We start from the raw sequence: 26787 nt of genomic DNA on the forward strand, positions 1-26787 counted from the left end.
AGTAGAACAGTTGTCCTCAACTGTTCCGTCGGGCAGTTCAGGATTGCCAAACTTCATCGCAACCAAGCCAAGTTCCAACCGTTTGAATTATCTTGCTCCACTCCAGCAACCAACTGATCGAACATCCGGAAACCGAGGTTCTGGACTGCTTCTTGCCCTCGGACCTCGCTCTGGCATTTTGAAGTTGCGCTTTTTGCATTCGGTTTTCTTGGCCAAAGGCCTTCGTCATCGTAGCCTGGGGCATCGCCCCAGGGATCGAGAATGAAGGGGAATTGGTTGGCCAACGGCCAACATCAACTCACACGTTTTGAATTGAATTTGGCCGTTGGCCATTCGAGGAAAAATCGCAACTTCAAAAAGCGTGAGCGAGGGACGCCCCCAACTCCCACGACGGCCCCATCCGGGGCGAAACCCAGACGCTAGCCACCATTTGTTTTTCGAACGTCCTCAGCGGGAGGGGGCGGAAAGCGAGCGTTGAGCGAGATTTCCGGGGGAGGGCAGTGCGCGCCGCTTCCCATACCCGGCCCTCACCCTCACGTACGCCTGAACGGCGTCGCTCGACCACTCCCCCAACTTCGTTTCGGGAGAGGTGCGCCATGTGGAAATCCGCCGAAGCGCGGTCTCAGAAAACGGCGCGACTTCTCACAACGCAGTGGGGAGTCCACCTCATTGAGCTTGCGAGCGAGAACCAGTGGGACCGCCCGTGATCGCTCGGTCAGACGGCAAAGGCCGCGCCGCGGTTGCGAAGCCGCGTCGGTACAAGTGTTCTTTCAACGTTCGAAACGCGGCGAAACTCTCGGGGTAAACCCAGACCGTGATGGTCGTTTTGGATGGGTCTCGCCCTGCCAGTTCGACGTCGAGCAATCGGCTGGATGTGAGGACTTGATCAATCGGCTGCCCGTGTGGTTCTTCGAGTGGTTCGATGACCATGCCTGCCAGTTGAACCCGGGTGCCCATCGAAGTCTTGCCACCCTGGGTGACTCGCCCGGAGGATTTGTCCATCGCGTAGTGCGCGACGTACCCGCGAATGGGGCCGACGGCGGACGAGGAACGTCCGTCTCGTGAACCACGGATGACACGGCCAAAGTCTTCTTTGATGGCTTTGAGCAGCGGTTCGATCGGAACGACAGAGACTCGGTCGTTCTTCAGTCGCAAATGGATCTCATCGCCGAAGACGGTTTTGGCCATGGGGGTCGGGAGGTGTTCCACCGCGACCACGGGCGACTCTTGGTTTTCGAGCCGTTCCTTGGTGCCGGCCAATGCCGCCAGGCTGGAGCTGACCTCTCGCATTTCGCGACCGAGTTTGGCTGCCTTGACCTTGGTTTGGTCAAGTTGCTTTTGCTTTTCAGCCCAGGCTTCTTCGGCCAAGGTCAACAGGTCCAGCAGGGCACCACGTTCACGTTTGGTTTGTTCCAATTCCGCGTCATAGCGCTTGACCATGTTCTCCAGACGCATGGATTCGCGTTGTGCCGACGCGGCTCGCATGGCCACTTGCGCCAGTTGTGAAAGCTGCGCATCGCTTGCCAGCTTGGGTTGCGGCGGAAGCGGTTCCTCGGGCGAAACCAGCTCACCAGGTTTTTGAGCGATTTCGTCGGGCGACGTCAACGCACGGGTGATCCGTTGTGTCTGGGTTCCCAGCACCACCACCAGGATGATCAGAATCCCAACGAGGTTGGCAACAATGTCCAAGAAGGCATCGTGACCGAGTTCCAATGTCGTGCGTCTGCGTCGACTCATCGAACCCTCCGCGTGATTTCAACGCCGCTGTCGTGCATCAACGTTTGCAATTCATGGAAACGTTGATCGGCATGGGGCGCAACCAAGACATCCAGTCGAGGTTGCCAACGGCCTCCGGGGAGCGTGGCTCCCCAACCGTCCACTCGGTCGCGGACGGCGGTCGCTAACTTCAGCGTCGCGTTGTAGACCGAATCATTTTCGAATGGGAACGTGGCGACAACCGTGTTGTTTTGAACGAGTTCGTATCGATCGTGGTAGCAGACCATCGCGATTGGACGGACGACTTGAGTTCCATTGATCCCAGCCATCGAACGCGGCAGTGCCCAGTCTTTGCCTTCACGGCGAACCGTGTTGGATGCCTGCTGCTGGGACTGCATGTTGACACTCGGCGGTGCTTGATTCGACGAATCGGGAGCTTGGTTCGAGGATGGGGGCGAAGCCGACGACTGCGAAACGGACGCAGAGGCGGATTGACCACCGCTTGCTTGTTGCATCCCCGCAATTTGTTCGCCGTTGACGGGCGAGCTGGAACCACGGAAATCAGGATCGCTTTCGTCCGCATTGGACTCGCCATCCGAGCCATCGGCGGATGGATCGCTCATGGAGCCTGCCGCGCCGGACGGAGGGAGGCTGGAATTGCCTGGGGCATCGTCCAGCAGTGGATTGTCCTTTTGAGCCAAGTAGTCATTCAGGGCATCGGACCGGGAATTGACGGCACCGAAGCTGGATTGGCTGGATCCAGGAATCGGCTCTGCCAAACCGCCCGCGGGCAACGGAGGCCCCGCATCACGAGGTGCCAAGAATCCATTCGCTCTGGCTTGCCGGTCAAGGGATCGCGCCGACAAGGTGGGCAGCGGTTTGCGAGTCTGTTGCTTCGACGTGCCACTTGGATCGCCGAGTTGTGAGGTGGCTCCAGCGGCCTGCCCACTGAACGTGTTGTCCGTGACGTTGCCGCGGAAGGGAGCGGAACCGGTGCTTGGTTTGGCACTGTAAGTGTCTGCGTTTGCAAATTCCCCACCGGACGATGGTTGCGAAGCACCGCCAAGCATCGAGCCGCCACTCAAACTGCCGCGGCCGGTTCCGTTGCCACCGTCACCGCGTCCACTGCCGGAACCGCCGATGTATTGATGGAGGTTGCGATTGGCGGCTTCATGGACAGCCAGTTCAATCTTGGGCTTCAAGACACGGTCCGCTTTGGGGAACGCCAAATCAACCTCGGCGGGTACCAATTCGTAACCGTATTGGTCATCCCAGTCCTTCATCGCGGCTCGGGCGGCAACGAACGTTTCAATCCCATCCGGGCGAACGATCAACAAAGGGTAGGGCGGAACGGAATCACCATAGTTTTGCATCGCGTGCTGACGCACCACTCGAAGCGCGGCATCCAACGGATTGCTACGCGGTGATCCCGATTGAACTCCCGCCAACAATTGCGTGTAGGTGATCCGTGTGTCCTCGGGCCAAATCGTGATCCCGTGTTCGTCGCATTCGGCGTAGACGGGGCGTCGAGCAGTGCCATTGGGACCGCGGTGAGGCACAATGACAACGCGCGGTTTGTCGCCGGATTTGACTTGTTCCAGTTCTTCGATTTCGCGACGCAACGCTTCCATCTCTTCACGCATCATCACGATGGCTTGCTCGTCGACTTCGATTGCCTCGTCGGGAGTGACGGCGGCCTCGACTTCCTGGCTGAGTTGTTTCAAACGTTCACGCAGTTTTTGCGTTGCCGTTTGAATCTGCGTCAACTCATCGCGACGTCGTTCCACGTTGCCCGTTTGCTTTTCACGGTGAGCGACCAATTGGTCGACGCGAAATTGTTCTTCTTCAAGCAGTTGGTCGGCGGAAGCCGCTGTCATGGCCGGTCGAGCGTCTGCGTCTGTCTGCGAGTCCGCACCGCTCCCGTTCGACGAATCTTCATCGACTGGTTCATCGAGCGCCGGTGCGACCGATCCCGCCTGCTGAGCAACTTGTGGGACCGAGGTGTCCTGAGCTTTTTCGGCCACCAGGGCCAACAACAGGATCAAGGTACCCAGCGTGCAGACCAGCACCGCAAGGAACGGGAACAACGAGGGAGACAGCGAGGCGCGTCGCCGACTCATGCCGCACGCCTGTTGTTGGTGGAATCGTCACGGCCGCTAGGAACCTTCGCGGCGGGCAAACGTTGTGACAACGAATCAACGGCGCGAGCCAAGGTTCGCATCGCGTCCCCCATCACCGGATCCAATTCCACGACGGGTGCGTCGAGGTTGGTTTGCAGGCTTTGTTGGGCGGCCAACGCAGTCATCGCTTCGGTGTGGGTCATCAATGTGCGTCGATGCGTTTGGACTTCCACCGCGGTGGTATGCATCGCGTCGTTCCAGGCCTTGGTTTGATCCTGCAACGTCTGGCTGACGCCGTTTCCGATCGTGTCCAAGCGGGAGACGGTGGCTTCGATTCGATCCGCGTGGCTGGTCAGTGCGGGTTGCAGGGAGGCCTGCATCAATTTGCGGAATTGCTCGGAGCCTTCGTTGTGCTGCGTTCGCCAGGAGGCTTGGGCCTCTTCGATTGTCTCTCGCCACAGTTTGGCTTGCGTTGCCAGCGACTCCTGCACGGCGACGCGAATGCCGTCGCACAACTGGGTGACCAAGGCGGTTTGGCTGTCGCCCGCATCGTCACTGGGCAATGCTTCCGAAACCAAGTCACGAACGCGTTGGTCGACGTCCGCCAGCAAGGTTTGTTGGGAGCGTTCGACGGGGAACTGCAAGAAGATTGCCAGCACCGACAACACCAGACCCAAGGCGGTGGTATCGAAGGCAACATACAGTCCGCTTTTCAATCGATCCACGGCGGCGGTGCCGTCGGTGAAGTCCAAACCGCCGAGGGTTTGGGTGATCCCGATGACCGTCCCCAAAAATCCCAGCATCGGAATGGCCCAGACGATGATCCGGATCAGGCCGTAGGAATCGTGAGCGGCATCCGCGTCGCGTTCGGACAGCTCTCGCAAATCTTGCGGCAGATCGCCGGTCCCGCTGCGATGGGATTGGCGTCCCAGCACTTCGTTGAGACGGCGAACCAGCAGCGAGTTTCGTGTTGCAGACGGAAGCGAACGCAACGATTTGCGCCAGACACGAGCGATCGCCCCAGCGTCATTTTCTTGCAACCATCGTTGTGCGGGGGAGGTCGACGCGGCACTCGTCGAGTGTGCCAGCAGGTCTTCATCACGCAACAATTCCAATTGGTGCCGATCCCGAGCGATCTGCACGGCGCGAACCGCGAGAATCGCGACGGCGACGCAGAACAGGATTGCCGCAGCGACCGCCACGGGGTGTCCGAGGAAGTAGCGATTCAGCGGCGCCCAATTGGCACCGAACACGACGCCGTAGAACGCCGCGGAAAGGGCCAAGCCCAATCCAATCGGACCGACGGCGGTGACGACTTTGGAAAACATCGAAGGCGAATCGACCAGGTTCACTGACTCCGTCGTCGAAGACGTCGCAGCAGTGTTTTTGCCGGCAGCCTGCCCGACGCCCTGCAATTCCGTCGGAGGCTCCACCGGTTCTCCCCAGTGATCCGCGGGAGAAAGCGTGTCGTGGACGTTGAAATCGTGAGGCTTCATCGGACTCCTTCCGGACGGAACGGCGATTCATGGCGCGGAACGGCACAGCCGATCGCACACACCACGTCGCTAGGATCGACCGTTACAACCGGCGAACTCCATCGAATCCGCATTTTTTAACATTCGGTTTTCGCGACGGTGCGATCCGGGCAGAACTGCTGGTGGTGAATCGCCTGATGTTGAATCGCAGAGAGTAGGCATTGGGACGCTCTGCCAGGAAGATCGATCCGCTATGCAACCGAGCGATCTGGACCGGAACCGAGTCGCTGTTCTAGAGTGGGTAACGAGCTGTGTGGACTCCCCCCCAATGCTTGGGAAATCCTTCCCTCAACGGTCCTTTTCTGGAGAAGTCGCTGTGCGTACGAACCTGGTTGCCTCGATGATTTGCGTTGGACTCGGCGTGTTGATCGGGCTGGGCTTGGCCTCGGACTCCGCTGACGACGCGTTCGCGCAAGAATCTCCCGTCATTCGCCAACCCGAGGCTCTGCTGGACGGGGCTCGCCCGTTGGAGGGGAATCCCACACTCATTCAGGCTCGCCCGGGACGCGACGTGGGGGCTTCAGGCGAAATAATCGGATTTTCCCATGTGGATGAATCGGGAACGCAGGTAATTAGTTTGGTAAACACAGGAAAACTGTGGATGGCGGTGTATCATGTGGGTCCCGATGGCGAGATCCGACTGGTGAGCAGCCGCGCTATCGATGCCGATTTTTCATTGGAACTCAACGCCACGGCACCCCTGCCGGACGACATTCGTCGCATGCAAGGGAACGCGAAACCACGTTGAGGCGGCAATTCTGCATCTGAACGGCCTGTTTCTGTTGGCGATTCGCCGCGACGGCCATTAAGATGGGGATGGCAGGGAAGCTACATCAAAACGACTACTTTCGACGCCCCCTATCCTCATCTCAGCGTTGCCATGGCCTCTTATTTGTCTCTCGAAGACGCCGCCAAACAACTCGGAATTCCCGCCGACAAACTGATTGATCTTCGCAGCCAAGGTCAGGTCCGGGGCTTTCGCGATGGTTCCAGCTGGAAGTTCCCCGAGGCAGAGATCGAGCGTCTGAAGGACGAACTACCCAATATGTCCGGACTGGGATCCGGGATCTTGGCGGTTGACGGTGGCGGATCCAAGATTGGATCTGTGATCGGTGGCGACAACTCGGCCAGCGACGACAGTGGGTTGGATCTGGACATCGATTCCCTTGCGGGCGGCAGCGACGTCAACCTGATCGCCGGTGATTCGGGTGACGGCAGCGACGTGACCATCGTGCCTGGTGGAAAAGCTGATAGCGACGCGCCATTGAAGATCGATCTGGATGATCTGAATCTTTCCGGTTCGGCCCTGTCGCACGACAGTGGGGAAATCGACTTGGAATCCGCAACCCCCGGGCCTCAAGCTGACAGTGATAGCGACGAGTTCAACCTTGGGAGTTCTTTGGAACTGAACAGCGATTCGGATGACCTGTCGTTGGAACCTGTCAAAGGAACCACCCCCGGTGCCCCAGCCAAAAGTCAGTCCGATTTGTCGGGGATCGGCGGAGAAGACAGCGACGGGGAACTGGACCTCGGTGACATCGGCTCGGATGAACAGGCCAGCAGCCTTGAATTGATGGGCGATCTCGATTTGGACAGCAGCCCGTCTGCCATCGAATCAAAAAGCCACGCCGGCAGTGACGTCTTGAGTGAATTGGATTTGTTGGCCGGCGATGCTGGCGGAAGCGGTTTGCTATCGGGCAGCGGCGATTTGCTGGGCAGCTCGCTGATGTCGGTGGAATCAGGCGGTTCGTCCGGCGTCGATGACGCGTTGGCTGATGACGACGATCTGATCATCGCGGATGACGACGACGACTTGGTGGTCAGCGGTGCAGGCAGCGACATTTCCATCGCCGGCGACAGTGGCATCAACTTGATGAGCCCTTCCGACAGTGGTTTGTCACTGGAAAGTGAGCCCTTGGATCTGGCTGGCAGCAGCATTTCCGCGTTGGATTTGGGTGCCGAGCTGAATGAAGGCTCCGGAACAGGCAGCGGTCGCAGTGGAAGTGGCTTGGTTCCCGCCAGCGAAATGGGATCGGGGATCGATTTCAAAGGCGACGACGAATTCCAATTGTCGGCCTCGGGCATGCAGCTCGATGGCAACGAGGAGAGTGCTTCGCAAGTGATCGAAGTGGTCGACTCTGGAGCGGTCGACATTGAAGAAGTGGATTTCGACGCTGCCGATCAGGTCGACGCTTTCGGCGATGCTGGCGACAGCGGTTTCGCAATGGACGATGACGTCGCGGAAGTCGACGCGTTGGGCGACCCGATGGACGCCGACGACGGCTTGATTGACGAAAACGCAACCGTCGCAGCAGCGGGTGCAGGCATGCGGGGCGGATACGAAGTCCCGTTCACCTTGCTTCAAACCGTTGGACTGCTGCTGATCCTCAGCGTGATGAGCTTGGGCGGCATGTTGATGACCGACTTGGTTCGCAACATGTGGAGCTACGCGGAGCCCTCGGCTCCTGTCAGCGCACTGACCGACATGCTGATCAGCGTGGCCGGTTGGGGGCAGTGATCCCGACCTTTCGTTGCGGTTGAGCCAGCAGAGCATTGGACACGGCTGGACATTCGAATCTCGCGTTGGCAGCCGACTGGCAGCCGGGGAGATGTCCTGCAACGAGTTTGGCTTGACCTGAGGACGGATTGTGGGGTAATCAACACATTGTGAACTTCCCTCCTTGTGTTCCCTACCCAGGATTCCCACCCCATGTTTCGTCTGGTTTTGTTGTCATTGATGGTCGCTGGTTTTTCGCTGGCCACTCCGTCCGCCGCAGAAGTTTCGGCTGCCGAAACCGTGAACTATCGCTGCAAAGAATGGAAAGCCAAGCACATTCACGATAAAAAAGCGGCTGACACGATCGAAAAGACTCTGAAGACCCTGAAATGCGAGACTCAGCGTCACGCTCACAACGGTCACGACGATCTGAAGTACCGCTGCGTCGAATGGAAGACGTTGCAACTGAAAACGCACGAAGAAGCCCACAAGTGGGAAAGCTGGTTGAAGGAATACGGCTTCGAGACTCAGCACAAACACTGAGTGACGTCTCCGCACCCTCTCGCTTGAAAGACTGGCTTTGATGGCTCACCGATCTCTATTGCTACCGCTGATGTCGCTGCCGATCTATTCGGGGTTGGCGATCCGCGCCGTCCAAGCAACGGGGCAGGTTGCCTCGCAGTGGATCGAATCAGCGGGGGACGTGGTTGAGAATCTGCGTGAGTCCAAGGAATCGGGCGATTCGTTTGCGGACATTTTTGCCGCCACCGCAAGTGAAGGCGGTTCGGCTGCGAACGAATCCGAGGGTGGTCTGCAGGCAATCCGTGAAACTCTGGGGAAATTCCTGCGAGACATGGGATTGGCACCCGGATCCGAAGTGAATCTGCAGTTGTCCGGCGATGAGATTCGAGTGGCCTCGGACCACCCCCGAGCCGCTGAGATCGAGGATCGCCTCTCACGAGAGAGCACTTTGATGGCGAAGATCCGGCAACAACTGCCGGGACAGCAACAATTTGAGTTCAACGTCGAAGTCCCGTCTCACGATGACTTGACGGGATGACGGCTTTTGTCAGAATGACGTTCAAGCCCGGAGGATAAGCGAATGGCTAGCAGGCTGATTCGAAATCAGTTGTCCAGCAATGGATTGCGGGTTCGAGTCCCGTGTCCTCCGCTGCTATGAAAGACCTCGCAAAGCGTTTTGTTTTGCGAGGTCTTTTTTTTGGGGTCCCAACGCGAACGCGGGTTGGTTTGAACGTCGCTGACGGTGATTGTTGCGGGCGGGTGCTCGATCGCGATCAACGGGAACCGTCGGCGTCGCTCCAGATGGATCGCAATTCATGGGCGTCCAACTTGAGAAGCTTGGCCGTTCCGCCGCGTGCCGTGACCGTGATGGAGGTGGACGGTTGTCTCGCAGGTCCCGGCCCGCTGATGAAGACGCGGCCCTCGTTGCCGATGATTTCGGTCAGTGATCGATCGGCGAGGACTCGCACACTGATCTTGCCATCGACCGGATTCAGCGGCGTTTCGTTGAGATTTTGTGTCTTCGCGTCGTACCGGATGGTTCGGCCGGCAACGGTCAGTTCCAACGAGGAGGCGGTTCCGATCTCAATCGTGCATTGAACGTCGAGCAGATCGGACCCGACGGGAAGCGAGATCGCTTCGTCGGCGGTCAAGTCTTGCGGCGGAAGCTGATGGCGATTGGACCTCAACGCTTCGATTTCATCGATTGGTTGAGCAAACATGCGAACTCCGTCCTCGGTGGTTCGCAGCGACAGTTCGTGAGGGAAGCTGAAGTGTTGGTTGTACGGCCCCGGCGCGTTGATTCGCAGCCAGCCCATTTGAATCCTTCGGCCATCGGGCGTGTTGTCGAAGGTTTGGGAGGCGTAGTAGTTGCCCCAGTGGACTTGGTGTTTGCCCACGTGTTCCGGCGTGAAGGTTTTGCCATCAAATGAGCCGATGGCGTACTTGGCATCGGCCGCGAACACGACCCAGCGAGAATTGGCTTGGTCGCTATCAATGGGCAATTCGAACAACTCGGTGCATTCAAAGTAGCCGGGGAGATGGCTTTGCAGCGTCCAATCCTTGAGGTTGATGGACGTGTAGAAAGCGGCGTTTTGTCCGTGTTCAGGATGTTCGTCGTAAACGACCATCACCCAGTGACCGCCAAGCTCTTTCGCCGCTTCATTCAGCGGGGTGTCGGCGTCATCGTAGGTGTACCAGATGACTTTGGGATCGCGGCCTTGGTGCTTGACGATCGGGTTGCCTTCGTACCACTGGAACGTCTTGCCGCCGTCGTTGCTGTACGTCACCGCTTCGCCGGAACCGGTGTCCGTGAGAAACGCCACCAGTGTGTTTTCGCCCCACCCACTGGTGTTGTGTTTGTCCACCGTGGCTCCGCCTGAAAAACAATTGCCGGTGGCCATAGTTTTGGGAAACAGCTTGTTGGGTTGTTGTTCCCAGTGCAGCAGGTCTTGGCTGGTTGCGTGTCCCCAGGTCATGTTGCCCCAGGGCAAGGAAACCGGGTTGTGTTGGAAAAAGAAGTGCCACGTTCCGTCGTGATAGACCATGCCGTTGGGGTCATTGATCCAGCCTACTTTTTGGGTGAAGTGAAACTGCGGTCGATGCGGTTCTCGGTAAAACTCACCTTCGCCGGGAACGCTGTTCGACTGTCGAACCGCGGCGAAACCTTCGTCGGTCACCTTGGTCGCAACAACCCGAGCGTTCTGGCCTTGGTAGGCGTCGATTGTGAAGTACGCGTGCCAGTCGGTTGTTTCCGCGGACGTGGCGATCGTCAAATCGTATCGACGGACTTCCTTGTCATCTGCGAAGAGCTGGATTTGCCCCTTGCCACGTCCCGCGTTTTCGATGGGGATGACCAGGTAAGTGTCCGTGACGACGAACGCTTTCTCGCGACGATCCCATTCGGGCAGGTTGGGTTTGGTATCCGTTTGAACGAGGTGGTCGACGTTGATGTGTCCCCACCCGGCGGTCGCTTGATCAACGATCTGGAGCTGGACGGTCTGGCCAGCAAGCTCGCTGAGATTCCAAAACGCGGGTGCGAGAGCTTCGCTGCCACCGGATTGGGTGTTTTCACCGGTGATCGTCTGAACGACTTGTCCGTCGACCAGGAGGTTCATGCAAGTCTTGTTGGCGTGCCCACCGCCTCCGATCAGAAACGTGAGGTAATCGCGTTCCACTGCGAACGGTGGCGACGTCAGAGTTCCGGTTGCCCGGTCGCCTCCTCGGAACGAGTTCACCAATCCGGAGCCTTCGTACCCGCTCACTTGCATTTGCCCCGGCAAGGTTCCCCTGGCGGGGCCCGTTCCGAATGCATCGCCTTGGGTGATCCAGTCGCCGTAGGAGTCGCCTTCGAAATCAGCGATGACGAGATCGGCCTCGGGCGTGTCTTGGGATTGCACCAATTCAGTGGCGTGCAAGGCAAAGGAAACAACGAGCAACGCGATCAGCTGTTTTCGGAGATGCAGCGAGTTGGGTAGCGAGATCATGGAGCACGTGCTGGCGGGGAGGAGAGACCAGGGGACCGATTCGCGAAACCGAATTTCGATTTCGGTCCGAGACACTCTGTGGCAGGAGGGACGCCGCGATTGTATTCGAAAGGCGACAAGGGGGTGTCCACGCATGACCTTGGGAGGCGGCTGACCTTCCTGCCCGGGAAACTCAAAGTGAGAGCCGGTTGATCGGATTCCGGTCGGAATTTCACCAGACTCTCTTGTTGGCGAGGCTCGCTGGTGTGTAGTACAGCATGGTTGCAGTGTTGACGTGGCACGAGGTGCGCACGCACGGTCTCTCTGAACATCCGAGGGACCAAGCGTTGAGGCGGATCAGGCCGCCACGACTCACCGCTGTTTTGAATCAGAATCTCTGAACTTGAACGACGACGGGTCTCCCCCGGTGTCCCATTCATTCATGAATATTGTCCGACTCCTACCGTGGTTCGCGATTCTGGGGTGCATGCTGGCACCGCAGAACGTCTCGGCTCAAAGTCCAAACGGGGCGTCGAGTCGGGCCAAAGCGGCGAAGCCAACTGAAAAGATGACTTGGTATCCCCAGTCGATCAACGGCAAGAGCACTGAGGCTGCACCCGCCGATTCCCTCAACGGGAGTGTTCCGACCGACTCCGTGGTGGAAGGCGTTTCGTTTGATTCACCCCAGTACTTCGATTCACCCGAGTACGAGGTTTACGAGGAACCCTTTCACGGCATCCGTTCGTGTGACGGATGTGGTGATTGCGATCAATGCATCTCTCGTCGATCGGCACGTCGATTTTGGGTCCGTGCGGAATACTTGCTGTGGTCGCTCGATGGAATGGACTTGCCACCTTTGGTGACAACCAGTCCGGCTGGCACCGACCCAGAGGACACCGGCGTGCTGGGGCAATCCGGAACAACGACGTTGTTTGGAAACAGCAACGTGCTGGATTCGATGCGGTCCGGTTTGCGTGTGACGCTGGGATGGAGCGACGACCATTGTGGCAACGGATTTGAACTCAGCGGCCTGGGAATCTTCCAAGACGACGAGACCTATCAAAGCAATCGAGGCTTGTTGGCTCGTCCTGTGTTTGACACCGAAGCGGGAGCCGAGTCATCGATGTTGATCGCTCACCCCGATTTTCTGACAGGGTCTGTCAACGTCCAAGCGGAAAGCGAGTTGGCGTCGTTTGAGTTCAACCGCCGCCAAGTGTTGTCTTCCATGCGAGGCCAACGAGTGGATTTCCTGGTGGGATATCGATACGGCAACCTGAACGAAATGCTGCGGGTCGATCAATCCTCGGTGTACACAGCAGCCCAAGGCCCAATCATCTCAGGCACAACCGTGGACCTGTTTGATCAGTTCGAAGCGGACAACCAATTCCATGGGGCTCAAATTGGCCTGCAGTTTCAGCGCTGCGTCGGTGCGACGACCTGGGACGCTCACGCCAAGATCGCGTTTGGAGTCAATCGAGGCGAAACAACCATCGCCGGACAAACAACCAACACCGTTCCGGCCGGAGGGTCAGCAACTTTCGCGGGCGGTTTGCTGGCCCAGTCGACCAACATCGGGAGCTATGACGATTCGTCGTTCATGGCGCTCCCCGAAATCGGATTGAACTTGACGACTCAAGTTCATCGCGACATGAAATTGACGATCGGATACAGTCTGATGGTTTGGTCCGATGCCGTTCGAGTGGACGACGCGATCGATCGCAACGTCTCGCAGTTCCCACCGGAAGCACCGACGGGAAGCAATCAACCGGCGTACGAACTGACGACGAGCAGCTTCATTGCTCACGGATTGAACATCGGGGCTGCGTTCCAGTTCTGATGCGACGTTCGCATGCACGCGAAAGCACTGGGGCGAGCGGAATGATGCTCTCGCAGTCCCGTTTCAATTCATCATCCGACCACCCACGTTGGGCCGAAGTCAAACGTGGGTGGGGCGGACGACAACGATCACACAGTGGTCTCAATGGTGATCGTGAGCACTTCTTCCACGGCCGCTCCGTACCGGTCAGTTGACAAGACACGTATGCTGTAGCTGGATTGAGTCGATTCGTCGGCCTCGAAGTTGGTTTGCAAAACGCCGTCGACGATGGTGAACGAAGCGTTGTCGCTGCCACCGGTTCCGGCGACCAATTCGAACGTGTGGTCGTCGAAGTCGTTGGCGTCGATGGCAGACAAGTTTCCGACCGTCGTGCCGCTCAATGCACCGTCCGCGACGGTGCTGTTGTCCAGCAGGATGCCAGTCGGTGCAACGTTGTCTTCGGTGACAATCAAATCCGCCGTGTCCTCGAAGGTGAGCCCATCGGAGTCGGTCACGCGAACGCGAATCGAGTAGAGGGCTTGGATGGCATCATCGGTTGCTTCAGCGGTTCGCAAGGCCCCGTCGATCAATGTGAATTTATCGTTGTCGAGGTCACCATCACCATCTGCGAATTCAAACGTGAAGGTGTCGCCGGCGTCTTGGTCGATCGCTCCCAGTTCACCGATCAGAAACCCGCTGGCTTGACCACTGGCAACGGCAGGGAACGCCAAAGCCAATCCAGTGGGGGCTTCGTTGATATCAGTGACCCCGATCAGGAAGGATTGGCTGACCGTCGCTCCGACTGCATCGGTGCTTTGAATGCGAACGGAGTACGTCGATTGAGTTTCAAAGTCAAAGGTCGCGGCGGTCACCAGGTTGTCTCCGTCGATCGCAAACAAGGTGTTGTCAGTGTCACCCACACCACCGACCAAAGAATACGTGAACGTGTCGGAAACATCGGTGTCGGTGGTGCTGAGACCACCCACGACCGTGCCGATGGCTGCGTTTTCCGCGACCGCGGTGTCGTCAAGCGAAATGGCGGTGGGGGCTGCGTTGGTGTCCGTCACGGTGATTGTGAACGTTTGCTCCACGAAAGAACCGCCTGCATCGGTGCTTCGCACTCGAATCGAGTAGGACGGTTGAGTTTCCATGTCGAGCGTCGTTGCGGTCACCAGATTTTCACCATCCACTGTGAACGATGCGTTGTCGGTGTCTCCATCACCAGCGACCAAGGTGTAGGTGAAGGTGTCCGATGCATCGACGTCAGCGGTCCCAAATGTTCCAACCGTGGTGCCCGAGGCTGATTCTTCTGTGATAACGCTACTGCTGATCGAAACCGCGGTGGGATCCTCGTTCACATTGGTGATCGTGATGGTCAGAGCTTGCTCAAAAGTGGCTCCGCCAGAATCGGTTGTTTGAATTCGAACCGAGTAGGACGATTGAGTTTCGAAGTCCAACGTGGTCGCCGTCACCAAATTGCTGCCGTCGATGGTGAAGGCCGCGTTGTCGGTGTCACCATCGCCGCTGACGAGAGCGTATGTGAACGTGTCACCGGCATCCGCATCGGTGGTGCTGAGTTCACCGACCGTGGATCCGGATGCGGTGTCTTCTGCGATGCTGCTGTTGTCAATCGCGATCGCGGTGGGAGTCGCGTTCACACTGGCGTCGGTGATCGTGATCGTCAGAGCTTGCTCAAAGGTCGCTCCGGCCGAATCGGTTGTTTGAATCCGAACCGAATAAGACGCTTGGGTATCGAAGTCAAACGTGGTCGCCGTCACCAAGTTGCTGCCGTCGATGGTGAAGGCAGCGTTGTCGGTGTCGCCATCGCCGCTGACGAGAGCGTATGTGAACGTGTCACCGGCATCCGCGTCGGTGGTGCTGAGTTCACCGACCGTGGATCCGGAAGCGGTGTCTTCTGCGATGCTGCTGTTGTCAATCGCGATCGCGGTGGGAGTCGCGTTCACACTGGTGTCGGTGATCGTGATCGTCAGAGCTTGTGTGATGGTCGCGCCGTTCGAATCCGTGGATTTGACTCGGACCGAATAGGACGACTGGGTGTCGAAGTCGAAGGTGGTCGCCGTCACCAGATTGCTGCCATCGATGACGAAGGAAGCGTTGTCGGTGTCGCCATCGCCACTGACGAGTTCGTAGGTGAAGGTGTCGCCAGTATCCGCGTCGGTGGTGCTGAGTTCACCGACGGTTGTTCCCGATGCGACGTCTTCAGCGATCGTCGAGTTGTCCAGTGCCAGTGATGTGGGGGCGTCGTTGGAGTCCGTCACTGACAGGGTCAGGGTTTGCTCCAACGTGGCGCCACCGGAGTCAGTGGTTTGCACCCGTATTGAGTAGGAGGACTGTGTTTCGAAGTCAAAGGAGGTTGCCGTGACGAGGTTGCTACCATCGATGGTGAAAGCGGCGTTGTCGGAGTCGCCATCGCCGCTGACCAAGGCATAAGTGAATGTGTCCGAAGCGTTCGCGTCGGTGGTGCTGAGCGTTCCGACGGTGGTTCCGACGGTGGCGTGCTCCTCGATGTCCGTGTTGTCGATCGAAATCGCGGTCGGCGCGACGTTGGCTTCGCTTTCGGTGATGGTGATCGTCAAGACTTGTTCAAACGTGGCTCCCGCAGAATCCTCGGTTTGAACTCGAATCGAATAAGACGACTGGGTGTCGAAGTCGAACGTGGTGGCCGTCACCAAGTTTCCACCGTCGATCGTGAAGGCGGCGTTGTCAGTGTCCCCATCGCCACTGGCCAAGGTGTAGGTGAAGGTGTCCGACGCATCGGCGTCGGTCGTGCTGAAGGCACCCACGGTGGTTCCGGAGGCGGCGTCTTCCGAAACGCTGCTGTTGTCCAACGCAATTGCGGTGGGGACTTCATTGGTGTCGGTCACCGTGAGCGTGAGGACTTGCTCGAAAGTCGCGCCAGCGGAGTCCGTTGACTGAACTCGAATCGAGTAGGACGACTGTGTTTCAAAATCGAACGTGGTTGCCGTCACCAGATTGCCACCACTGATCGTGAAGGCGGCGTTGTCAGTGTCACCATCTCCCGCAACCAAGGCGTACGTGAAAGTGTCCGACGCATCGTCGTCTGTTGTGGTGAAGGCACCGACGGTTGTTCCCGATGCGGTGTCTTCGGCGATCGTGGCGTTGTCAATCGCGATCGCAGTTGGCGCGTCGTTCACGTCCGTGGCAGTGATCGTGAAGGTTTCCACGGTCGACAAACCAAACGGGTCCGTGCTTTGGATTCGAACCGAGTAAGACGATTGCGTTTCAAAGTCCAGCGATGCTGCGGTCACCAAATCGTTGCCGTCAATCGCGAAGGAGGCGTTGTCGGTGTCACCCGTGCCGCTCACCAACGTGTAGATGAACGAATCCATCGCGTTGGCATCGGTCGTGCTGAGAGTGCCAACGGTGGTGCCGACATCGGCGTTTTCTTCCACGTCGTTGTTGTCAATCGCGATCGCGGTGGGGGCCACGTTCGTGGACGTGATCGTGATCGTGAAGGTCTCTTCGGTGGAAAGACCGTCCGCATCTTGAGCCTGCACTCGGACCGAGTAGGAAGACTGCGATGACTGGTCGGCGGCAAACGCGGTGATCAGTTCTCCATTGGAGATCGTGAAGGAGGCGTTGTCGGTGTCGCCGGTTCCGGAAACCAATGTGTAGGTGATCGTGTCGCCGACATCGGGGTCGTCGGTACCCAGGGTTCCGACCGTCGTGCCACTTGGCTCGCCGGTGGCAACATGCGTGCCGGACAAGGAGATCGTGGTCGGTGCTTCGTTGACGCTGGAGACCGTGATTGTGAAGGTTTCTTCGATGAATTCGCCGGTTGAGTCGGTGCTGCGAACTCGGATCGTCAACGTGCCTTGTGTTTCGGCGTCGAGCGATCCAGCGGCTTGCAATTCGTCGCCCGAAATCGCGAACAACGCGTTGTTGTCGTCACCTTCTCCGGTCACAAAGGTGTAAGTGAATGTGTCGCCAGATGTCGGGTCGGTGGAACTGAATGTGCCAACGGTGTCTCCTGCCGATCCATTTTCAGCGACGGTGGAATCACTGAGTGTGATCGCGGTCGGTCCTTCGTTGCTTTGAACGATCGTGAAGACTTGCTCAAACGTTTCGCCGCCTGAATCCGACGTCTGAATCCGAATGCTGTAGCTGCTTTGCGTGTCAAAGTCGATCGTCGTCGCGGTTCGCAGTTCATTGCCGACGATGGTGAACGAAGCGTTGTCGGTGTCCCCCGTGCCGGAAACCAACGAATACGTGAACGTGTCGGAGGCATCCACGTCGGTGGTGGTGAAGGAGCCAACCACGGTCCCGGAAACCGAATCATCGGCAATCGAATCGTCGCTCAAAGCGATCGCGGTGGGCGCCTCGTTGATGTCATCGACATTGATCGTGAAGGTTTGATCGAATGACAACCCGCCTTGGTCGGTCGTGCGAACGACGACGGAATAACTGCTCTTGGTTTCGAAATCGAACGTTTCGGTGGCGACCAACGAATTGCCGGAGATGGCGAACGTCGTGTCGGTGGTGCTGCCATCGATGGAAACGATGCTGTAGGTGAACGTGTCACCGGTGTTGCTGTCAGTGGTCGACAAATCGCCCACCGCCGTGCTGATTGCTTCGTTTTCAGCGATCGATGAGTCGCTCAGCGAGATTGCCGTGGGAGCGACATTTTGATCGGTGACGGAGAGCGTGAAGACACGCTCCAGTGTGCGTCCGGTCGAGTCGGTGGTTTGAACACGAATGGTGTAGGTGTCTTGAACGGATGCGTCGAACACTTCCGCGGTCACCAAGGTGTTGCCTGAGATGGTGAACGAACCGTTGTCGGTGCTGCCGGTTCCAGAAACCAAGGCATAGGTGTGCGTGTCACCGGAGTCCGGGTCCATCGTGGAGAATGTTCCCACGGAAGTCCCGACTGCCACATTTTCTGCGACGGTGGTGGTGGAGAGGCTGATGCTTGTCGGCGCTTGGGCATCCGGCAGGTCAGGAATGTTTGGCGTCGACAAACCAACGACCCGTCTCAGCAGGTCGCTGGCGTCCAAGGGGCTCAATCCGTCTTGTCCGGTCACATCACCGAGCAAATCAGGGTCGATTGCTGCGAAGGGAACAAAGGCCTCGCCCGATCCGGTTGCATCTGTGATGACGAAGCCGGTGTCCAGGTCAACTCCAACTCGAGCAACCAAACGCGCGTCTTCTGCGTCGTAGCGGCGGTTTGCATTGACGTCGCCAGGAAACGCCACGACTTGAATGGCGTCGTCCGCGGTGGCGGTCATGCCCCCGGCATTCACTTCCAAGGAACTGATCGTCAGTGTTCCCGTCGAGCCATACGGTGCGTCCTCAGGAATGGTGGCGATGAGATCGATGATGTCCGCTTGGCCGGCATCCATTGCCTCCAGGCTGAAGAAGGTGATCGTGGCGACACCGGGGGTGTCCAGGTTCGCTTCGACTTGGCTTCCGGTCGGGGCGTCTTCGCCCAGTTGGACACCGGAGATGTCCAGCATGGCCGGGTCGTACTGAATTGTCAGCGTCACCGAGGTCACGCCATCGGCGTTGCTGAGTTGAATGGGCAATCCGGCGGGCAACTCGGTTCCGCTGCCGCCGACCGGCAACTGAACCGTTTGGCTGGGGCCGCGAACGATGTCAGGCAAACCAACGACCAACGAGGCGGGGCTGGCAACCGTGAACGTGGTGACGTAGTTGCCACCCGCCGTTCCGTCGCCATCGCCATCCAGAAGTTCTCCGTCGGCGAGGTCCGTGAATCCGTCACTGGCACTTCGAAGGGTCGCCGTGTAAGTGTCCGCTGCGAGCGGTCCATCGGTGGCAATGAATGTAACGGTTGTGCCGTTTACAACGAGTGAACCACGCACTTCGCCGGTGGTGGCACCCTGCAATGTCACGTCGGCCGCACCGGCGTCGCCTGCTTCGGTGTCGTAAAGGCTGAGTTGCGGGATGCTGACTTCTTCACTCAGTTCGGCGGTGAAGCCCGATGGAGTGGGAGCAAAGGAAGCAATCGTGGCAGCCAGCACCCGACGTGACTCCAGCGATTCCACCTTCAATCGTCGATCACTGGATCCGAGATATCGGTTCTTGTGACGGGAATGGCGGGATTGATTCGAAGTCAGACGAGCGAGAAGACGCTGGACAACTGGTTTCATCGATGGAGGACCTTGTTCGACGGAAGTCGATAGAAAAGCAATTCTGCCGTCCCTGCTGAGGTGTGGATTGTCACGCGGTCCCTGGCGACAAACGTAGTGCTCAATTCGAGCCCACTGAGAGTTTAAGACGTCATTCGATGATTTTCGTCACTGGGCTTTTGAAATTTTCTAAGAAATTTTTTGTGAGTTCGTGCGTCAGAGGTATCGTTGAGTGTGACATTTGCACCCCTGTCCTGACGGATCAATCCGGTTATTCCGGTTTTGAGGAATTGGTGTTGGAAACCGTCAGGTGAAGACGAACAACGTTGCAAGTGCGGTGCAAAGACCAGTGTGAGACACGCTGATTGATTGATGTCGATGCGAATTGCCCGACAAGCTGGTGGTGAGAACAAGCGTCGTTCCACCTTTGATCGTGGCTGTGAACAATCCAGAAAGACTCCGGCAAACTCTGATGAAACCTTTTCGATCCCGTCGCCTTTCCATTCAATCGCTCGAAGGGCGTCGGTTGCTAGCGGCTGTCAACGTCCCCGACGACCTCACCTCTGCACCCGATGCAATCGTGTCCGTTCCTGTGAACATTGACTCGGCAACCGGAGTGCGTGCGGCGGAGATCCGTCTGAGCTACGACACGTCGGTGTTGGACCTCGATGCCGATGACATCGACTTCGGCAGTGTTTGGGGGACCGGGAACGACACCCAAGTCACAGCGAATGTGGACGATGCGGCAGGAACAGTGGTCATCTTTGTTTCAGCCTCCAGTGAACTGACTGACGTCTCCGGCAGTCTGGTGGAACTTCCATTTTCAGTGGCCAGCGATGCGGTGCTGGATAGCACCACCGTGCTCGACCTGACACTTGTCACGTTGAACGAAGGGCAAATCTCAGTCGATCCCGCCCCCGTGTCCGGTTCTGATTCGACCGATGGTTTGATCACGATCACCGCGGCTGCGACGGGCGATGACTCGATCTCTGGATTTGTATACGCGGACGCCAACAATGACAACGCTGTTGGAACTGGCGAAGCCATTCCGGGCGTCACGATCACGCTGACAAACACTTCCACGGGGGCGGAATTGCAGACAACCACTGATTCCGACGGCAGTTACGAATTCACGGATTTGGCACCCGGTGAATATGAAATTGTTCAGTCCCAACCGGTCGCTTACCTGGACAGTGGTGTCAATGAGCTGACCGTCACGCTGGTCGAGGGCACGACGCTCGACGATCAGAACTTCCGCGAACTGGGTTTGCTTCCTCAGTACATCTTCAATCGTCTGCACACTTCCTCGGTGTTGCCTGTCGGTTCCGACACCTGGAAGGACGCGATCACTGACATCAATGCGTTTGCGGAATCAACCGCCAGTGCCAGTTCAGCAAGCTCCGTTGCAGCCGGTTCCAGTGTGGTGGCGGCATCCACTTCGTCCTCCAGCGGCACCGAGTCCACGACCCCCGCGACATCGGATTCAACCGCCAGCGGCGAACCCTTGGTCGATGAAGCATCCACCTCGCCGATTGCTTCCACCGCGTCAAGCGTCGCGGCCGCACAGACGGCGGCGATGGGATCCCCCGTTGGGTCCAGCGACGACGACTCAGATGAAACCGCTGCGGTGGACGAAGTCTTTGCAAGCAATCTGTTTTGAGCAAATGTTTTCGACGGCGTGGAACTGACGCAATGTACTCATTCGTGCCTTTCGGACGCGTATTGAAATTGCGTTTCTGCAGTGGGTTTCGTTGGCCAACGGCGACCATCAACCCACACGTTTTAGATTGAATATGGCCGTTGGCCAGCAAGCAAAGTAGACGCAACTTCACAAATCTCGGCTTGGTGCTGCCCAGCCAAGTATCCTCCTGGGTCGGTGTGAACCCCGTCAATGAAACTCGAATCTGCGCCGGCTGATTCTTGCAGAGTGAGGCTAGGTGACGTTGACACAAATGTTCAGCCTGGATTACTTCTTCGATTGAAGTCCCGGCGTTGGACGGAAAGCACCGCTTTTCAAAACAACGAACTGGGCGTTCATTGCACTCGCGATGAACAGAAGATTCCATTCGGAAACATACATGGGAGCCAGGATGGCCAAAACATGTCGCGTGTTGACGACCGAACGCTTGGAAGGTCGACACTTGATGGCAAGTGTTTCATTGGACGCCTTGGGGCCCGCTCCAGAGCAAGAGTCAGTCGCCTCAATCCGAGTCGAAGACGCTCCCGCTCTCAGGGCAGCTGAGATTCGATTCGAGTTCAATCCCAAACTCGTGCAGATCGAAAAGGAAGACATACGACCGGGAGCAATCTGGGACAACAAAGCAGCCCTCATCGCCAATGTCGATCAAGAAAATGGGATTGTGGTCGCTTATGTGTTTTCGACCCAACCGGTGCTCGGTCGCGACGGCAACCTCCTCGAAATTGAACTCGATCAATCGCGAAACGCGGCCTGTCTGACACCGCCGAAACTGGATCTCCAGCAAGTGCGGTTGAATGAGGGCACGATTGAGTTGGAATCGGAACCTGTGGTGGGACCCGATCCAACGGACCGTGCTGTCATGCAATCTGCTCGCTCAACGGACATGTTTGCACCGCCAGAGAACAAACCCTTCATCGGGCCGGTGTTGCCGGATCACTTGAAACCAAGTCACGTCGACGCCGTGATCCATGACATCTTCCGTGCACCCGTTCATGGACGAATGTTGGGTTTCCAACGGCTTGGATGAGCAACCTGCTCATCGCTTGGCAATCAGCCGATGGACGCTAGCCCGGACTGCTGAAAATTTGGTGTCGTGAAGCCTCTTCGTTAGCGCAAGTCTTCATCTCGGCAGGGATGTCAGATGGTAGCCGGGGGTTGCTGCGTAGCAGCGCACCCCCGGAAAACGAGCCCCAAAAAAGCACTCTCCATCCCGCGGTGGCCAATGGCCACCGCGGGATGGAGAGTGGCGAGGCGGGAGTTGCATGTCCGTCGGTGGCGCGATCGCTTACCGACGGCTACCATCTGACATCCCTCCCGGGATGAAGAAAGGCAGAAGCCGGATGGGAAATTGCATCCGTTATCAGAACGCCAATAGCAAACATTTCGCAGCCCAACGCTAGCCAACATTTGCCGGAGATGAACCGGGCGCGATCACGTTCCGGCTGACAAAATCGACAGGCCGTTCAGCCAACGATGTCGCGGATCACACTTCCATAAACATCGGTCAATCGGAAGTCACGTCCGGCATAGCGGTACGTCAGCTGTTCATGATCCAACCCCAACAGGTGGAGGATCGTGGCGTGCCAATCGTGGATGTGAGACTTGCCTTCGACCGCTTCATACCCATGTTCGTCGGTGGCGCCGTAACTGAAGCCGCCGCGAACTCCGCCGCCCGCCATCCAGGTGGTGTAGCCCTTGTTGTTGTGGTCGCGGCCATCCCCGTTTTGGGCGTGCGGCGTGCGACCGAATTCACCGGCCCAAATCACCAGCGTTTCGTCGAGCAAGCCACGTTGCTTGAGGTCTTGCAGCAAGCCCGCGATGGGTTGATCGATCTGCGAACAGTGATCGTCCAGTTCGTCACGTAGGTTTCGGTGGTGATCCCAACCTGGGCTCACGCATTCGATGAAGCGGACGCCGCGTTCCGCCAAACGTCTCGCCATCAAACACTGGCGACCAAAGTCGTCGGTCCCCGAACCGTTGATGCCGTACAGTTCCAGCGTGTCCTGCGATTCATCGGACAAGTCGACGGCCTCGGGCATTTCCGATTGCATGCGATAAGCCAACTCAAACGACTCGATCATGCCTTCGACTTGCGGTTGATGACCGTCGCGATCGAGTTTGTTCTGATTCAGGTTTTGGATCAAATCCAACTGAATGCGTTGCAATTCCGGATCCAGCATGCGGTTTGTCAAGTTGGGGATCGCACTGTCATCGCGTTGTGTGAATTGATCGCGAAGGGGGCGGCCGAAGGGACGTTGTTGCATCGGCGCTTCCGGGCCGCCGGACATGCCCATCCGTGACTCCGCGTAGCGCCGGCGGAGGTCGCCGCCCATGCCGGATTGCAGCCCGCGTCGGGATCGCCCGGGTTGATTCGACGTGTTTGATCGCATCATGTTCTGAGCGAACCCGCCGCGGCTTCGTCCACCCGCTTTCATCTTGGTGCCTTGATAGATCGCCGGCAGGAACGAGCTGGCGTAATTGCCACTGTCACCAGGCGAGGGATTCAAAACGATGAACCCAGGCAAGTTCTCGTTTTCGGTTCCCAGTCCATACAGCGTCCAAGCACCCATCGATGGTCGCGGGAACTGAAAGTTACCCGTGTGAGTCTGCGTGGTGGCTTGCGGGTGGTTGGGTTGGTCGCAATGCATGCCTCTCAGCAAACACAGTTCATCGGCTTGCTTGGAAAGTTCCGGGAACAGATCCGAGATCCACAACCCGCTTTCGCCCCGCTGGCGGAATTCCCAAGGCGATCCCAACAGCCGTCCGGTCCCGCCATACTTGCCGACCTTGCCGGAGTCTCGCGTGAGTTGTGGTTTGTGATCGAACGTGTCGACATGTGAGGGTGCACCACGCATGGACAAAAAGATCACCCGTTTCGCTTTCGGTTCAAAGTGAGGTTCTTTCACTTCCAACGGGCTGCTCGCTCTCGCTTGCTCGGTTGCCAACGCTGCGAACGCCAGGTAGCCGAATCCACTGCTGACGGCTTGGAGTGCGCCGCGACGCGACAGGGTGGTTGAATCGGACATGACGGAACCTGATGAGAGAGCGAAGTGGAGTGATCGAGTCTTCTTAGCGGAGCGGCGCGAGCCGCCCGGTGTGTCACCGGAGGGCTCGCGCCCTTCCGCTATCTTTTGAAATCGCGAAGTTGTTTCGGAATGGTTCCTTAGCGGAGCGGCGCAAGCCGCCCGGTGCATCAATTCGATGTGGCATAGGCTTCCAGCCTGTGAACGAGTACCCACAGGCTGGAAGCCTATGCCACAAGGTTTCAGTTCAGACATCGGAATTCGGCCGAGGCGATCAACGCTTGGCAGAATGCTGTCATCGCGAGTTGCTGCGTTTGCACAAAACGATTCGACTTGCTGCGAGCCGGTCCCATGAACTCTTGAAAGAAGTTCACGCAACTTCGAATTTCTGAGTCGGTGGCAGGCCGTCCGTACGTCGCCAAAAACGCTGCCGAGACACTGTCACGAACGTTCTTGTGTTCTTTCAAAAGGCGTCGGCCGAGTCCTTCCGCGTTTTGCAAAACGAATTCATCGTTCATCAAGTACAACGCTTGAGTGGGAACATTCGACACGTCGCGTTTCGCGTTGCTAAGACTCGGATCGGCGAAGTCAAACAATGCGAGTGAACGCGGCACGGCGTCACGAACGATGGGCAAGTACACCGACCGGCGATCGTTCAGGCCGTCCAAGAGCGACGCGTCAAGAGTTCGCCCAATTCGGTTGTTGCCATAGCGAGCGATCGGCGATCCAACCGGACGTTCCAGGTTCAACCCGCCGCCGATGGCGAGGACCGCGTCCCGCATGGACTCCGCATCCAACTGACGCGGACTGGCACGCCAAAGCAATCGGTTGTCTGGATCGACCTCGTAGTTGGTCTCGTTCATTCGTGAACTCATCTGATAGGTTCGCGATAGAACGAGGGTGCGGATCATGGACTTCACGGACCAGTCCCTGGCAAACTCGATGGCCAAGTGATCGAGCAACTCGGGATGGGAAGGGGCTTGCCCGGTCATTCCCCAGTTGTTGGGTGTTGAGACGAGACCTTCGCCGAACAGGTGCAACCAGATGCGATTGACCATCACACGTGCGGTCAACGGATTCTCGGTCGACGTCATCCACTGAACCAATTCGATTCGCCCACTGGAATCGGCCGGGATCGAGAAGTCTGCACTGTGCGGTAGGACTTGGACAAACCCGCGTGGCACACGTTGCGCCGGGGTTTCTACCTCGCCACGAACCAGGACGGCGGCGTCTTGGCATGAATCGGATTCTTGCACTCCCATCGCCAACGTTCGCGGCGTTCCGTCATCATCAATCTCTGACAAAACTCCCTGGATCAACGCGACTTGAGCCCGCAGCCGAATCACGGTTTGCTGCTGCGATGGATTTTCCCGATCGCGAACCGCTTCGGCCATTTGGGAACGAAGGTCCCGCATCCGTTCGTTCAGATCTTCGATCTCGTCGGTTGAATACACTCGGCCGGCAGCCACGTCATCCGCGATCGGCAGTTGCAACAGATCTGATGCGTTGCGGTTCGTGATCCCCTCGGCCGTTCCATAGTACGTGTCGGTGCTCTGGAAAATCCCCGCCATCGCGTAATAGTCCGTCGTTGGGATCGGATCCAATTTGTGATCGTGACAACGGGCGCAGGCGACCGTCAAACCCAAGAAGGCTTTGGTGACGGTGTCAATTTGCTCGTCAACGATGTCGGCTTGGACTTGCCGTGGATTGCGTTCAACGAGGTTCTTCGTTCCGATCGCCAAGAAACCGGTCGCGATCAAGTTGCGTTGCCACTGTTCATCTGTTTTGACGGGCAACAAATCACCGGCGACCTGTTCCGCGATGAAGCGATCGTAGGGAGTGTCTGCGTTGAAAGAATCGATCACATAATCGCGATAGCGCCACGCATGAGGATACGTGTTGTTGGTGCTGTTGCCACACGATTCCGCGTAGCGAGCGACGTCCATCCAGTGACGACCCCAGCGTTCGCCAAACCGGGGGCTGTCGAGCAGTTCGTCGACTTTGGATTCGATTGCCGCGTCGCGATCCCTGGCTGTTGCACGGAGGAAGGATTGGACTTCGTCGGGAGTGGGGGGCAACCCGGTCAAGTCAAACGAGAGGCGACGCAACAGGGTTGCCGCGTCGGCATCGAGCGCCGGTTGCAAACCCTTGCCTTCTAATTTTGCCAGCACATGCACGTCCACGTCCGACTTGGGCCATTGGGTGTGCTGAACCTCGGGCAATTCTTGCTCACGAGGCTTTTGAAATGCCCAGTGTTCCCGTCCGGATTCCAAGTCAACCTTGCTTTCCACCGTGATCGATTCGCGAACGCGAGGGTCGCGCAGACCCATTTCGATCCAACGTTTGAAATCCGCCAGCACATCGTCGGGCAACCGTCCTCGTGGTGGCATCTCCCAACCGTTGTACGTGACCGCGTCCCAAAAGGGGCTGTCTTCCGGGTGCCCAGGAACGACCGAAGGACCCGACTCACCGCCGAGCATCAACCCGTCACGGGTGTCCAGTCTCAGTCCACCTCGTGTCTTGCCGGACTCGGCCGAGTGACACTCGTAACATTCGCGGACCAGCACCGGGCGAATTCGGTTCTCAAAGAACTCAAGTTGTTCCGGAGAGATTCCCGCAGTCTCTTGACCCTGCGACTCAAACGTGCTCAGCACGCTCAGCGAAGTGACCAACAGAGGAATGACGAATGGTTTCATAGCGACACGTGCAAGCATGGTGGCAAGTGGAGAAAAGGAAGGGATCCGTCCACGCGGAGCAAACGGTCGTGG

The 26787-nt window shown here is 57.8% G+C and carries 14 protein-coding genes and 1 tRNA gene; 8 read left to right on the plus strand and 7 right to left on the minus strand.

Going from position 1 to position 26787, the window contains the following annotated elements; genetic code table 11:
• Nucleotides 1-666: 666 nt before the first annotated feature.
• From RISK_RS26415 to RISK_RS26425, 3 genes are read right to left on the minus strand one after another with little or no spacing between them, the layout of a single operon-like run.
• Nucleotides 667-1737 carry a hypothetical protein gene (locus tag RISK_RS26415; RefSeq protein ID WP_047817324.1) on the minus strand — a complete coding sequence of 357 codons (1071 nt, stop codon included), beginning with the start codon at nt 1735-1737 and terminating at the stop codon, nt 667-669.
• On the minus strand, nt 1734-3836 hold the full coding sequence (locus RISK_RS26420) for a hypothetical protein (protein WP_047817325.1): 2103 nt from the start codon (nt 3834-3836) through the stop codon (nt 1734-1736). Before RISK_RS26420 ends, RISK_RS26415 begins: the two co-directional genes overlap by 4 nt.
• Nucleotides 3833-5332 carry a MotA/TolQ/ExbB proton channel family protein gene (locus RISK_RS26425; RefSeq protein ID WP_047817326.1) on the minus strand — a complete coding sequence of 500 codons (1500 nt, stop codon included), beginning with the start codon at nt 5330-5332 and terminating at the stop codon, nt 3833-3835. The genes RISK_RS26420 and RISK_RS26425 overlap by 4 nt, the downstream gene beginning before the upstream one ends.
• A 355-nt stretch (nt 5333-5687) precedes the next feature.
• Between RISK_RS26425 and RISK_RS26430 the strand changes: the two genes are divergently transcribed.
• The 5 genes from RISK_RS26430 (at nt 5688) to RISK_RS26450 (ending at nt 9039) form a co-directional block, all read left to right on the plus strand.
• Nucleotides 5688-6119 carry a hypothetical protein gene (locus RISK_RS26430; protein ID WP_150122714.1) on the plus strand — a complete coding sequence of 144 codons (432 nt, stop codon included), beginning with the start codon at nt 5688-5690 and terminating at the stop codon, nt 6117-6119.
• 132 nt (nt 6120-6251) lie between these two features.
• Nucleotides 6252-7889: a helix-turn-helix domain-containing protein gene (locus tag RISK_RS26435; RefSeq protein ID WP_047817328.1), complete on the plus strand. Its 1638-nt coding sequence runs from the start codon at nt 6252-6254 to the stop codon at nt 7887-7889.
• A 192-nt stretch (nt 7890-8081) separates the two neighbouring features.
• Entirely contained in the window at nt 8082-8411 is a 330-nt protein-coding gene (locus RISK_RS26440) for a hypothetical protein (protein WP_047817329.1), read from the plus strand.
• A 40-nt stretch (nt 8412-8451) separates the two neighbouring features.
• A complete protein-coding gene (locus tag RISK_RS26445) occupies nt 8452-8928 on the plus strand; it encodes a hypothetical protein (RefSeq protein ID WP_047817330.1) in 477 nt (158 codons plus the stop codon).
• A gap of 29 nt (nt 8929-8957) precedes the next feature.
• Nucleotides 8958-9039: transfer RNA gene (locus RISK_RS26450), tRNA-Ser, on the plus strand.
• A 124-nt stretch (nt 9040-9163) separates the two neighbouring features.
• Here RISK_RS26450 and RISK_RS26455 read toward each other — a convergent pair.
• Complete coding sequence (locus RISK_RS26455; RefSeq protein ID WP_047817445.1) at nt 9164-11374, minus strand: glycoside hydrolase family 32 protein; 2211 nt, start codon at nt 11372-11374, stop codon at nt 9164-9166.
• A 421-nt stretch (nt 11375-11795) separates the two neighbouring features.
• Between RISK_RS26455 and RISK_RS26460 the strand changes: the two genes are divergently transcribed.
• Nucleotides 11796-13190 carry a BBP7 family outer membrane beta-barrel protein gene (locus RISK_RS26460; RefSeq protein ID WP_236696738.1) on the plus strand — a complete coding sequence of 465 codons (1395 nt, stop codon included), beginning with the start codon at nt 11796-11798 and terminating at the stop codon, nt 13188-13190.
• Between the two features lie 128 nt (nt 13191-13318).
• Here RISK_RS26460 and RISK_RS26465 read toward each other — a convergent pair whose 3' ends face one another.
• Nucleotides 13319-19318 carry a cadherin domain-containing protein gene (locus tag RISK_RS26465; RefSeq protein WP_047817331.1) on the minus strand — a complete coding sequence of 2000 codons (6000 nt, stop codon included), beginning with the start codon at nt 19316-19318 and terminating at the stop codon, nt 13319-13321.
• Between the two features lie 451 nt (nt 19319-19769).
• Here RISK_RS26465 and RISK_RS26470 point away from each other — a divergent pair, with 451 nt between their 5' ends.
• Entirely contained in the window at nt 19770-20957 is a 1188-nt protein-coding gene (locus RISK_RS26470; RefSeq protein WP_047817447.1) for a cohesin domain-containing protein, read from the plus strand.
• 430 nt (nt 20958-21387) lie between these two features.
• The gene (locus tag RISK_RS26475; RefSeq protein WP_047817332.1) at nt 21388-22023 is read left to right on the plus strand and encodes a cohesin domain-containing protein; all 636 of its coding nucleotides are present in this window, start codon (nt 21388-21390) and stop codon (nt 22021-22023) included.
• 436 nt (nt 22024-22459) lie between these two features.
• Here the strand turns inward: RISK_RS26475 and RISK_RS26480 are convergent, their stop codons facing one another.
• Both RISK_RS26480 and RISK_RS26485 read right to left on the minus strand, forming a co-directional pair.
• Nucleotides 22460-24022, minus strand: coding sequence for a DUF1501 domain-containing protein (locus RISK_RS26480; RefSeq protein WP_047817333.1), 1563 nt, complete (start codon nt 24020-24022; stop codon nt 22460-22462).
• Between the two features lie 239 nt (nt 24023-24261).
• On the minus strand, nt 24262-26733 hold the full coding sequence (locus RISK_RS26485) for a PSD1 and planctomycete cytochrome C domain-containing protein (RefSeq protein WP_047817334.1): 2472 nt from the start codon (nt 26731-26733) through the stop codon (nt 24262-24264).
• Nucleotides 26734-26787: the final 54 nt, after the last annotated feature.

This window comes from Rhodopirellula islandica, from assembly GCF_001027925.1.
GTDB classification, from domain to species: domain Bacteria; phylum Planctomycetota; class Planctomycetia; order Pirellulales; family Pirellulaceae; genus Rhodopirellula; species Rhodopirellula islandica.